Source organism: Pseudomonas sp. P4_C8 (assembly GCF_056401975.1).
On sequence record NZ_JBFUIH010000063.1, the window covers coordinates 15668 to 29377 of the forward strand.

A 13710-nucleotide genomic window follows, 5' to 3' on the forward strand; every position below is an offset into this window, starting at 1 on the left:
CCGCTACTATCCCCATAAATGGGGCATTACACCCACCCAACCGGGCGTTTACCACCTAATTTGAGGAGTATTCCCCCCTCACCCTTTCTCTCGCTTGAAACAATCAGAAACAGCTTGTTAATTAGTTTGAATTTTTTCTTCGCCCTAGAGCAATGGCTCATTAGTTGCACCCCCCCTGGTACCCGCAAGAGCTGTCGTCCCGAACATCATGGAGACGGCGGGGCTTGCCAGATTCGGCATGACGCGAGGGGTGAAAAATGACACGCGCGACACCACCATGCAGCTCCGTCGTCTCTTATGAGGAGCTTCTTAGTTCCACGATCAAGATTGGCATCGTTGATGATCACCCGCTGTTAAGGGATGGGGTCACAATGGCGCTGAAGAAAGTAGCTGACTTTCAGGTGGTCGAGCAGGGCGGTTCTGCCGATGATGCCCTGGAAATTGCCGCTCGTTTTGCTCCGAATGTTTTGCTGATGGATGTAAATATGCCGGGCGATAGCTTTGCCGCCGTGCGAGCGATCTCAGCTTCTTCGCCGGCAGTTAAAATTTTGATGCTGACGGTATCCGAGTCCATTGAGGACGCCTATTCTGCCCTCGAAGCGGGCGCGCAGGGATATGCGTTGAAAGGCATAAGCGGTCGTGAGCTTGTACAAGCCATCAGAAATATTGCCGGTGGTGAAACCTTCATTACACCCAAGCTTGCCAGCAAGCTGTTAGGCAATTTCAGAAAGCACGCGGGTGATAAGCAAAAGGTCGAGCTGACCCATCGCGAAGAACAAGTTATCCGGGAGGTATCGAAGGGCCTGACTAACCGCGAGGTCGCTATCAAGCTTGAGCTCTGCGAGAAGACCATCAAGCACTACATGACGAATGTCATGTACAAGCTACGGGTTCGTAACCGCACGCAGGCAGTCGCAGCTGTGAGACGGCATTGGGAGAGTGACCATATACCTGGCTTATGTGGTGTTCTTCAACGCCGCGACTTGAATGACAACGGTAAGACAAGTAACGGGCGATAAGCGCTTGCGGTTACTTGGGTGCAACGATCGTTTTGGCACAGGTGATCAGATTTTGAATTGCGCCCTGGCTTTGGTACCGGCATGGGGCGCCGATTCAATGATGAATATTCCGCCGAGGGATTCGACGCGATAGCGCATGCCGACAAGGCCCAGATGAGTTCTACCTCGACCTGGCGCACTCGGTTTTTCGGATGAAATACCCACTCCCGCATCCTCGACTTGCACTTCCAATAGCCCTTCGCAGTGAGAGGCGCTGAGCTTTTGGCCTTTTCCTCCGGCGTGAATATAGGCATTGTTCAATGCTTCCTGGGCGAAGCGGTAAATACAAATTTTATGCGCTATCGGTACATCCTCTGGAAGAGTATCAAGCTCCAGTTCGACTCGCGTCTCGGTTCGCTCTTCGTGCCGCTCGGCAAGCAATACCAGCGCATCGTGCAGGGTCAGATCATTGACTTCCGGAAGTGCCAGGCCGAGTGATATTTCCCGCACTTCGTTTAAAGCATCCTTGCCGGCACGTCTGATCATTTCGAGGACTTCCCCATCTGAGGCGCCTTGCGAATCTTCGAGCTCTTCAAGGCGAAGGAGAATAAGAGACAACAGCTGAGCAGGACCATCATGAAGATCTGCCCCGATCCGACGAAGAGTGAGTTCATTGATTCTGGAGAATTCGCGATTAGCTGTAGTGACTTTGCGCTGAAGGGCGGCATTATTTGAGTGCAACTTGGCTTGCTCATGCATTCGCCATTTAAGTGCTGTTTCTTGCTGCTTTATTATCTTGTCGTCACGCCGAACGATAAAAAATAACAATAAAAGCATGGCTATCGTTGCTGTACCAACAATCACCCATACTTTCTTGCGAACGTTATTGATTTCGCGCTGTAACGCTTCCGCGGTTTCGTAGAACTCACCCACCGCAACAATCTTTCCAGTACCCGCTTCGCGCAGTGGAGCAAAAATTTCATAGAGCGGAATATTCAGGCTTCGCTCAAAAGCATCCTCAGTAGCATCCGCAGTATCATCTTCAAGATCATTGTCCAGCTCTGTATAGATCTTGCCTGTCAGCGCCTTTGAGATCTCCTCTGTCGGAAAATGTTTTTTAACCGCGGATTTGTCGGTGCTGTAGACAATCGTGCCGTCTGGAAGCCAGATCTTCACCGAGACAACATGTGTACTGAACGAGGTGCTGGACAGCAGGTGATCAATGGTCTGAATAGTGCCATCGGGGAGTTCTTTGGCAGTGGTTAATCCTTGGACGAAAGGTTCGAGGAAGTTCTGCATATAACGCGCCCCCGTCTCTGCCGCCGTTTGAACCGTTGCTTCTTCGATACTCTGGCTTACGAGGTTTCCAACGAACGTCATGGTCAAACCCAGAATTATTGTGGCGCAGATCACGAACTGGGTTGAGCGGCTTAAATGGCGCAATTTCGCACGGGTGCCCTGGCTCCCGGGCATTCCACCACTGGACGTTTGGCCAGTATCTGATTCGACCAAGGTCTGATCCGAATCATTGACCAAGGTCTCAGAATTTGATTGGGCTTTCGTCTCTGTACACATCCGGGTAGCCCTTCAATACTCATTTTTAATGGAGTGTAGAGCTAGCGTTTGAGGTCGAAGGCGGGAGGCGCGATGAATAGTTTAAAAAGATTCTCGATCAATCTGGATCATCGCTATTTCCGGCAACAACGGCCGGGGGTTATTGCCAATAATGTGGTCGGCCATTCGCGCCCTGAACTGTCACCTTACGGCCATACAGGCCAGGATGTCTGCACGCTGGGCATTCAAGTCGAACTCAGTTCACTTGAAATCTCTGTTGAGAAAACGTTCCAGTACCATTTTCAGTACAACAGTGCGGGTGTACCACTCAATCACAACCAAACCTATGGTTCTAATGATTTCCTGACTCCGCCACCAAACGTGTGGAACCACTCTCCAATACATACTAGTCAATTCGTAGTCGATGCCCAGTTGCTCATGGATAAAAGGCTTGTTGACGAAGCCGCATGGACGCAGAACCGTGCCATCACCCCTCAGGAAGTCCCGGACTATGGCGATCTTCGCGAGCCTATTCCGGCCAATGACTCTGATCGCTGGATGTCTGGCATCTGTGACAAGCCCCCTATGCCTGAGAGAGCGTTATGGACAAATGCATAGAGCCCCGATACGTGACGGGGCCTTTAGTAAGTTGCACCTTCTATTCAATCTGCGTTCATGGGCCGTCGCCTCCTTGAGGGGCAATACCAGCCTGTAAGTACGGTTGTCATGGGGAATTGATCCTCAGTTGAGCACTGCTGATTGCACGCAATTCAGCAGGGGCTCGGTGCGGCCGTGGTACCAGGTCCCGTCGTTCAATTTGCAATTTTTATTGATGGGTTTCAGCACTAAACCACGCGTTTAGAGCCGTGCTTTATGCATGTGGTTTCCTGACTAGCTAAGCATCGAGGAAACAGCCATGGCCAGCTTCATCAAGTCCGATCTTGAGTTCATTCTCGAACAAATTTTCATCGCCGAACGGCATGCGGCAGGCGCGAGTCTGGCTGACATGCTGCCGAACGTAGAAGTACCCTTCGGCCTGCGCACCGTCTCCGGCTTCGACAACAACCTGGCCAATCCCCAGTTCGGTGCCGCCGACAATTTCTTTCCGCGCATGACGACGCCGGTGTTCAATACCGCGCAGGTCCAGCCGGCCGGCTTCTTCGGCCCCGCCGATCCTGGCGGAACCACGCCGACCTCCTACCTCCAGACCAGCGGTGCCGTCTTCGACTCTCAGCCGCGCACCATCAGCAACCTGATCGTGGACCAGACCGCCAACAATCCGGCGGCAGTCGCGGCTGCAGCGGCCAATCCAGATTCACAAGTCGTCACCAGCCCCGGTCTGGATGGCCTGTTCGGCACCGCCGACGACGTTTCCGTCTTCCAGATCCCTAATATCACGCCGGACGCGGGCCTGACCGCGCCCTTCAACGCCTGGATGACCTTCTTCGGCCAGTTCTTCGACCACGGTCTCGACCTGGTCACCAAGGGCGGCTCGGGCACGGTGTTCATTGCGCTGCAACCCGACGATCCACTGTTCGTGCCTGGTAGCCCGACCAACTTCATGGTGTTGACGCGGGCCACCAATCTGCCCGGCGCCGACGGCATTCTCGGCACGGCCGACGACATCCACGAACAGCAAAACACCACCTCGCCGTTTGTCGACCAGAACCAGACCTACAGCTCGCATCCCTCGCATCAGGTGTTCCTGCGCGCCTATGAGCTCAACGCAGCTGGCGATCCAGTGGCCACCGGCAAGTTGATTACCAATCGTGACCTGGGCGCCGATGGGCATTTCGGTACCGCTGATGACGTCGAAATCGGCGGCATGGCCACCTGGAAAGTGGTCAAGGCACAAGCCCATGATCTGCTCGGCATCAATCTCACTGATGCCGATTTCGACAACGTGCCATTGCTGGCGACCGATGATTACGGCAACTTCATCAAAGGGCCTAATGGCCTCCCCCAAGTCGTGATGATGGGCGCGGATGGCATTGCCGGCACGGCCGATGACGTGCTCGTCGAGGGTAATCTGGCTGCACCCATCAGCCTGACGAACGCCGTGCGCACCGGCCACCAGTTCCTCATCGACATTGCACACAGCGCCGATCCGACCGGAGGCCTGACGCCTGACGCGGACACCGTCATTGGCGGCCTGGGTGCGCCCGGCACTTACGACAACGAGTTGTTGGATGCGCACTACATCGCCGGCGATGGCCGGGTCAACGAGAACATCGGCCTGACCACGGTGCATTCCATCTTCCACAGCGAGCACAACCGGCTGGTTGACGATACCAAGGCGACGGTGCTGGCCTCCGCCGACCTCGATTTCCTGAACAAGTGGTTGATGCCCGATGCCCAACTGACAGCGCTTCCAGTGACGCCGACCGACATCGCGGCCTTGCACTGGAACGGCGAGCGGTTGTTCCAGGCGGCCAAATTCGGCACCGAGATGCAGTACCAGCACCTGGTGTTCGAGGAGTTCGCGCGCACCATCCAGCCGCAAGTGGACGTCTTCCTGGCGCCTATGGGTAACGACACCACCATCGATCCGTCGATCGTCGCCGAGTTCGCGCACACGGTCTTTCGCTTCGGCCACTCGATGCTGGTGGAGACGGTCGATCGCTTCGACCCCAACTTCAACGTCGTCGGCGACGGCAATCCGACTGAGCCGGGCAATCAACAAACCGGCCTGATCGCGGCCTTCCTCAACCCGTTGTCATTCGCTGGGAGCGGCCCTACCCCTGAGCAGGCGGCAGGCGCCATCGTACGCGGCCTGACCCGCCAGGTCGGCAACGAGATCGACGAGTTCGTGACCGACGCTGTGCGCAACAACCTGGTCGGTCTGCCGCTGGACCTGGCCGCCCTCAACCTGGCGCGCGGCCGCGACACCGGCATCCCGTCGCTGAATGCGGCGCGGCGCGAGTTCTACCACATGACCGGCGACAGCCAGTTGACCCCCTACACGAGCTGGGCCGATTTCGTGCAGCACATGAAACACCCGGAATCGCTGATCAATTTTATCGCCGCCTACGGCACGCACTCGACCATCACTGGCGCTACGACGATGGCGGAAAAGCGCGCCGCGGCTGCGGATCTCGTGCTCGGCAGCGCCACGGCGCCGGCTGATCGCCTGGACTTCCTGCACAGTACCGGTGCCTGGGCCAGCAACGCCGGTGCGGACGGAATTCTGAACACCGCAGACGACGTGACCATCACCGGCCTGGACAACGTCGACTACTGGATCGGTGGCCTGGCCGAGGAGAAAATGCCCTTTGGCGGCCTGCTGGGTTCGAGCTTCAACTTCGTCTTCGAAACCCAGTTGGAAAACCTGCAAAATGGTGACCGCTTCTACTACCTGGCACGCACCGCGGGACTCAACTTCGGCACTGAGCTTGAGAACAATTCGTTCGCCAATCTGGTGATGCTCAACAGCGACGCAACACACCTGTCGGCTAACATATTCCTGACGCCGGCCTTCACCCTGGAGACCGACCCGACGCGCCAGTTCAACGCAAGCGTGGTGGCCGGGCCGGATGGCATACTGGTCGACAATCCATTGACACCAGTCAATGAGGCCGCCGACAACCTGCCAGCCAACGCCGACCCCTTTGGCCCGTCGGTGCACCCGATCGGCTCACCACGTATTGACCATTTCACGCCGCTGGTGATCCGCGACAACCCCGACACAGTGGGCCCGGATACCAACTACCTGCACTACACCGGCGGCGATACGGTCGTGCTTGGCGGCACGGCCGGCGACGACATCCTCATTGCCGGCGACTCGGACGACGACACCGTCTATGGCGACGCCGGCAACGACCGCCTCGACGGCGGCTACGGCAACGACAACGTCTTTGGCGGTGCCGGCGACGACATCATCACCGACATCGGCGGCAGCGACACCCTGCGCGGCGAGGACGGCAACGACGTCATCCAGGCCGGCAACTCGACCCTCGGCCTCAACAACCTGGTCTTCGGCGGCGCTGGCAAAGACTTCATCATCACCACCGAAGACATCACGATGACCTTCGCCGGCGCGGGCGACGATTTCATCCTCGGCGCCAAGGTCAACCTCGCGCCGACCGGCAACGAAGGCGACGACTGGATCGAGGGCGGCACCCAGGACGGTGCGCCCGGCGATAACATGAGCCCGACATTGTCCGACGATGTGCCCGGCAACGACATTTTCATCGGCACCGGCGGCTTCGATGAAATGATCGGTGAGGGCGGCGACGACACCTTCGTCGCCAGCGACGCTCAGGACAAGATGGACGGCATGTCCGGGTTCGACTGGACTACCTACAAGAATGACAAGTACGGCGTGACCGTCGACATGGTAGTCCCCTTCTTCAGTCCCTATCACGCGGTGCCCGACGCTGCGGGCAATATCGTGGGCGCGGTGGCGCAATCGCCCGATTCGGTCTATGACCGGTTCGCGGAAGTGGAGGGCCTGTCGGGGTCGGCCTTCGCCGACTTCCTGCGCGGCGACGAACAAAACGCGGCCATCATCGCCAACATCACGGCCAGGGGCAGCATCCTCACCAACTTCGATCTCGTCAGCGGCCTGCGGGCCTTCGTCGGCAGCGCCGGTTTCGGTRCCGACGGTATCGGGGGGACGGCCGACGATCAGTTCGGCGCGGGCAACATCATCCTCGGCGGCGATGGCAGCGACATCATTGAAGGCCGTGGCGGCAGCGACCTCATCGACGGTGACAGTTGGCTCAACGTGCGCATCAGCGTGCGTCAGAACGTGGATGGCACCGGGCCGGAGATCGCCACTTTCGACAGCATGACGCCGATGATCCCGCTCATGCTGAACGGCACCTACAATCCTGGTCAGCTCGTCGCCGTGCGTGAGATCCTGCCGGGCGTGGGCGGATTCGACACCGTCAACTTCATGGGCCCGCTGGCGAACTACACAGTCACCGTCAACGATAACGGCACCCCGGTCAACTTTGCCGACGACATCGTCACCGTGACCGACAATGTCGGCAAGGAAGAAACCGACCGTCTCACCCACATCGAACGGCTGCAGTTCTCCGATCAGTCGATGGTCCTCGTGCCGGGGCTCAACGCTGAGCCGGTAGGCGCGCTGACGGTGGATAACACCGCGCCGACCGTTGGCCAGACGCTGACCGTGTCGGCGGCAGGCATCACCGATGGCGACAACGCGGGCGGGGCGATCCACAATTCCATCAGTTACATATGGCAGTTTGAAGCGACACCGGGCTCGGGCGTCTTCGAGGACATCATCCTCGGGCCAGGTCGCATCGGTATCGGATTTACACGAGCGGACGCGCCCACTCTCACGGTGACGTCGGATCTTGCCGGCCTGGCTGTGCGCGTTAAAGCCTTCTATGCGGACGATCATGGCGTGACCGAGCAGGTATTCTCGGCACCGACTACGGCAGTAGTGGCCGCGGCGCCAGCCCCCGCACCGGCGCCTTCGCTGATCGATCCGCAGACCAGTGCCCCCAGCAATGGTGTGCGTTACACTCAATCCGACCTGGCGTTCATCCTTGACCAGATCAAGATAGCGGAACACCACGCGGCGGGTGAGAACCTGGTTTCTCTGCTGCCGAACATACGGATGCCGTTCGGATTGCGAACGGTCGAAGGGACGGACAACAACCTGCTCCATCCCGAGTTCGGTGCCGCCGATAATGTATTCCCGCGCCTGACCACGCCGGACTTCCGCACGGCCGACGCCGGCACGAGCTACACCCAGACCAGCGGCCTGGTGAACGACTCGCAGCCGCGCACCATCAGCAACCTGATCGTCGACCAGACCGCCAACAACCCGGCGGCGGTCGCGGCCACCTTCGATCCCGGTCTGGATGGCATCCTCGGCACCGCTGACGATGTCTTGAAGGTTGGTGCACAGGTGGTTACCGGAACCCGCACCGATGGCACGACGTTCCAGACCTTCTTCGACCCGAACGTGAGCCCCGACGCGGGCCTGACCGCGCCCTTCAACCAATGGATGACCTTCTTCGGCCAGTTTTTCGACCATGGCCTGGACCTCGTCACCAAGGGCGGCTCGGGCACCGTGTTCATTCCGCTGCAGCCGGATGACCCGCTGTTCGTGCCCGGTAGCCCGACCAACTTCATGGTGCTGACGCGCGCCACCAATCAGCCCGGCCCCGATGGCATTCTGGGCACGGCCGACGACATCCACGAGAACACCAACACCACCTCGCCGTTTGTCGACCAGAACCAGACCTACAGCTCGCATCCTTCGCACCAGGTGTTCCTGCGTGCCTATGAGCTCAACGCAGCGGGCGATCCGGTGGCCACCGGCAAGTTGATCGAAAATCGTGATCTGGGCGCCGATGGTGTGTTCGGTACGGCCGATGACGTCGGGATCGGTGGCATGGCCACCTGGAAGGTGGTCAAGGCGCAAGCCCATGATCTGCTCGGGATCAATCTCACCGATGCCGATTTCAACAACGTGCCATTGCTGGCGACCGACGCCTACGGCAATTTCATCAAGGGTCCGAACGGTTTTCCGCAGGTGGTGATGTTGGGTCCGGACGGTATTGCCGGCACGGCCGACGATGTGCTCGTTGAAGGCAATCCGGCGGCGCCCATCAGCCTGGTCAACGCCGCGCGCACCGGCCATGCCTTCCTCAACGACATCGCGCACACCGCGGTTCCGGTGGACGACCAGACCGGCGCAGCACTCCTGCCCGATGCGGACAATATCATTGGAGGTACACCTGCGCCGGGCTTCTACGACAACGAACTGTTGGACGCGCACTACATTGCCGGCGACGGCCGGGTCAATGAGAACATCGGCCTGACCACCGTCCATTCGATCTTCCACCATGAGCACAACCGCTTGGTCGATCACACCATGGCGGTGGTCCTGGCGACAGCGGCAAGCGGCGACGTGTCGTTCCTGAACGAGTGGCTGCTGACGCCCGTCACTGCCGTTCCCGCCGACACCTCGACCCTCGACTGGAACGGCGAGCGCCTGTTCCAGACGGCGAAGTTCGGCACCGAGATGCAGTACCAGCACCTGGTGTTCGAGGAGTTCGCGCGTACGATCCAGCCGATGGTCGATCCCTTCTTCGCCCCGGGCCAGGTGTACGACACCGCGATCGATCCGAGCATCGTTGCCGAGTTCGCGCACACCGTCTATCGCTTCGGGCACTCGATGCTGCTGGAGCAGGTCGACCGGCTGGATCCGAACTTCGCCTCGAGCGATATCGGGCTGATTCAGGCCTTCCTCAATCCGCTCGAGTTCGCGGGCAGCGGCCCCACTCCGGAACAGGCGGCCGGTGCCATCGTGCGCGGCGTGACCCGTCAGGTGGGCAACGAAATCGACGAGTTCGTCACCGAAGCCCTGCGCAACAACCTGCTGGGCCTGCCGCTCGATCTGCCCGCCATCAACCTGGCGCGCGGCCGCGATACCGGCGTTCCGTCCCTGAACGCGGCGCGGCGGGAGTTCTATGCGCCCACCGGCGACGCAGAGCTCAAGCCCTACACGAGCTGGGCCGATTTTGTGCAGCACATAAAGCACCCGGAATCGCTGATCAACTTCATCGCCGCCTACGGCACGCATTCGAGCATCACCGACGCCCTCACGCTGGCGGACAAGCGCGCGGCTGCCTCGCTCATAGTGCTCGGCGGTGCGGGTGCACCGGCTGATCGTATCGACTTCCTCAACAGCACCGGCGCCTGGACCAGCACCGCTGGTACGGACGGCATCTTGCACACGGCAGACGATGTGACCATCACCGGCCTGGATAACGTCGACTTTTGGGTTGGCGGGCTGGCCGAGGAGAAGATGCCCTTTGGCGGCATGCTCGGCTCGACCTTCAACTTCGTCTTCGAGAACCAGATGGAGAAACTCCAGGACGGAGACCGCTTCTACTATCTGGAACGCACCGCCTCGATGGACTTTGGCGCCGAGCTTGAGAACAACACGTTCTCCGCGCTGGTGATGGCCAATACCGACGCAACACACCTCTCGGCCAGGGTTTTCCTGACGCCGGCCTACACTCTGGAGGTCAACCAGGCGAACCAGTACAACCCGAGTGTGATTGCCGGTCCCGACGGCATTGTCGGCACCGTCGATGATCTGCCGGCCAACGCCGATCCTTTTGGTCCGTCGGACCACCCGATTGGCTCACCACGCACTGACTTCCTCACACCGCTGGTGATCCGCGACAACCCCGCCACACCGGGACCGGATAGCAACTACCTGCACTACACCGGCGCCGACACGGTCGTATTGGGCGGCACGCCCGGCAACGACATCCTCATTGCCGGCGACTCTGACGACGACACGGTCTATGGCGATGCCGGTAACGATCGGATCGATGGCGGCTACGGCAACGACCAACTCTTTGGCGGTACCGGTGACGACATCATCACGGACATGGGCGGCGACGACGTCATCCACGGCGAGGACGGCAACGACGTCATTCAGGGCGGCAACGGCCTCAACCTGATCCTCGGCCAGGCCGGTCAGGACTTCATCGTCACCGGCGAAGACGCGGCCGACACCAGCGGTGGCCTGGGCAACGACTTCATCCTCGGCAGCAAGGCGAACGAATTCGCGCGCGGCGGCGAAGGTGACGACTGGATCCAGGGCGGATCCGCCGATGGTGTTGCTGGCGACAACTTCGACCCATTCGGCAACGATCCGATCAATGGCAACGACGTCTTCATGGGTGATGGCGGACCGGACAACTTCGACGGGGAAGGCGGTGATGACATCATGATCGGCAGCCCCAGCGAGGCGGACCGTTTCATCGGCTTCTCCGGTTACGACTGGGCGACCTTCAAGGACGATCCGGCCGGCGTGACCATCGGCCTCAACTCCAGGCTGCGTTTCTTCGATCAGCCGGCGGTGCCTGGCTCAACCGCGTCGATCCTTGCCCGGTTGGACCTGGTGGAAGGGCTGTCGGGATCGGCCCACGCCGATTTCCTCAGCGGCGATGACTCCACTGCCGACTTGCTCGCCATCGCTGGCGCCAAGGGCAGCGTGCTCACCAACTTCGATCTCATCAGCGGTCTGCGGGACTTCGTCGGTAGCGCTGGCAACGGCGCGGATGGCATCGCCGGCACGGCCGACGATAAGTTCGACGGGGGCAACATCGTCCTGGGCGGCGCCGGCAGCGACGTCATCGAAGGCCGTGGCGGCGATGACCTCATCGACGGCGACAAGTGGCTCAACGTACGCATCAGCGTGCGGCAGAACATCGATGGCACCGGGCCGGAAATCGCCAGCTTCGACAGCATGACGCCCTTGGTCCCGCTCATGTTGAACGGCACCTACAACCCCGGCCAGCTCCAGATCGTCCGCGAAATCCTGACGGCGGCCGGTCCCGACTTCGATACGGCGCTGTACTCCGGCAATTTTGCGGATTACACCGTGGTCGAAAACGTCAACGGCACCGTTACGGTCACCGACAGTGTCGCTGGCAGGGACGGGATCGACACCCTCAGCAATATCGAGCGGTTGCAGTTCTCCGATCAGGCGATCGTGCTTGGCGGTTTGAACTCGGCGCCAGTCGGTTCGCTGAGGATCGACGATCCTACGCCCGCCGTCGGCCAGACGCTGACGGTATCGGCGGCAGACATCACCGATGCTGACAATACCGCGACCGGCGGCGCGATCACCGGGCCCATCAGTATCTTCTGGCAGTTCGAAGCGCGCCCGGGCTCGGGCGTCTTCGAAGACATCACCTTCTTTGCCGCCGGAGAGGTCGCGCGCGCGGAGGGCACGACCGTCACGGTGGGCTCGGAACTCAGGGTCCCACCACCGGCGACCCTCATTGGCGCCGTGCCGGCTATCCCGCAACTCGTCGTGGCAGCCGGGCTGGCTCTGCGCGTCAGGGCGGTCTACAAGGACGCCAATGGCGTGCTGGAGGAGGTGTTCTCGGCGCCGACCGCACCGATCACGGCGGCCGGTACCGGCACCGTCAATGTCCTTCCGGTTGGAACGGTGCTGATCAGCGATACGACCCCGACGCCAGGCTCGGCCTTGACCGCCACAGATGCGTTCACCGACGCCAACGGGACCACGACCTCGGTGATTACCCATCAGTGGCAGGTGGGAAGCGGTGCGATTTTTGCTGACATCGCCGGCGCGACGGGCACGACCTTCACGCCCGACCCGACGCAGACCGGTCAGCAACTGCGTGTCGTCGCGAGTTACACCGATGACCTCGGCACACTTGAGCGAGTCACCTCTGCTGCAACGACATTGGTCGGTGATCTGTTTGTCGGTACCGCGGGTGTCGACATATGGACCGGCACGATAGGCGACGACTTGGCCAGCGGAGGTGATGGCAACGACATCCTGAACGGCTTGGGCGGCAACGACATCCTCAATGGTGACGCGGGCAATGACATTCTCATCGGGGGTACGGGTGCCGATACCATGGCCGGCGGTGTTGGCGACGATGTCTACGAAGTCACCGACCTTGGGGACGTGGTGACCGAGCTCGCCGGTGCCGGCAACGACACGGTCTGGACCTCGCTCGGGAGCTACACCCTGAGTGCCAACGTCGAGAATCTGTTTTTCGGCGGCAGCGGCAACTTTGTGGGCATCGGCAACGAGCTCGACAACACGCTCGTAGGCGGTGCGGGTAACGACGTCCTCATCGGTGGCGCAGGTGCCGACACGATGGCTGGCGGTGTCGGCAACGATGTCTATGAAGTCACCGACCTTGGGGACGGGGTGAACGAGCTCGCCGGTGCCGGCACTGACACGGTCTGGACTTCGCTCGCGAGCTACACCCTGGGTGCCAACGTCGACAATCTGTTTTTCGGCGGCAGCGGCAACTTTGCGGGCAGCGGCAACGAGCTCGACAACACGATCGTGGGCGGTGCGGGTAACGACTCCCTGGTCGGCGGCGCAGGTAACGACGTCATCCTCGGTGGCGCAGGTGTCGACACGATGGTCGGCGGTGTCGGCAGCGATGTCTATGAAGTCACCGACCTTGGGGACGTGGTGAGCGAACTCGCCGGTGCCGGCAGCGACACGGTCTGGACCTCGCTCGCGAGCTACACGCTGGGTGCCAACGTCGAAAATCTGTTTTTCGGTGGCAGCGGCAACTTTGCGGGCACCGGCAACGAGCTCGACAACGCGATCGTGGGCGGTGCGGGTAACGACGTCCTCATCGGCGGCGCAGGTAACGAC

Annotated in this window: 4 protein-coding genes; 3 read left to right on the forward strand and 1 reads right to left on the reverse strand. The window is 60.4% G+C overall.

What is annotated here, in order from left to right:
- The first annotated feature begins 257 nt into the window (after positions 1 to 257).
- Entirely contained in the window at positions 258 to 1019 is a 762-nt protein-coding gene (locus tag AC1DWM_RS27335; RefSeq protein WP_223516834.1) for a response regulator, read from the forward strand.
- A gap of 45 nt (positions 1020 to 1064) precedes the next feature.
- Here the strand turns inward: AC1DWM_RS27335 and AC1DWM_RS27340 are convergent, their stop codons facing one another.
- A complete protein-coding gene (locus AC1DWM_RS27340) occupies positions 1065 to 2573 on the reverse strand; it encodes a sensor histidine kinase (protein WP_223516836.1) in 1509 nt (502 codons plus the stop codon).
- 72 nt (positions 2574 to 2645) lie between these two features.
- On the opposite strand from AC1DWM_RS27340, the gene AC1DWM_RS27345 reads away from it, so the two are divergent.
- Positions 2646 to 3170, forward strand: coding sequence for a hypothetical protein (locus tag AC1DWM_RS27345; protein WP_223516838.1), 525 nt, complete (start codon positions 2646 to 2648; stop codon positions 3168 to 3170).
- Positions 3171 to 3468: 298 nt separating this feature from the next.
- The coding region (locus tag AC1DWM_RS27350; RefSeq protein ID WP_477796620.1) for a peroxidase family protein at positions 3469 to 13710 on the forward strand (10242 nt) is incomplete at its 3' end.

Coding starts and splice junctions, on each gene's coding strand:
- AC1DWM_RS27335 (WP_223516834.1), top strand. CDS start 258: ATGACACGCGCGACACCACCATGCAGCTCCGTCGTCTCTTATGAGGAG.
- AC1DWM_RS27340 (WP_223516836.1), bottom strand. CDS start 2,573: ATGTGTACAGAGACGAAAGCCCAATCAAATTCTGAGACCTTGGTCAAT.
- AC1DWM_RS27345 (WP_223516838.1), top strand. CDS start 2,646: ATGAATAGTTTAAAAAGATTCTCGATCAATCTGGATCATCGCTATTTC.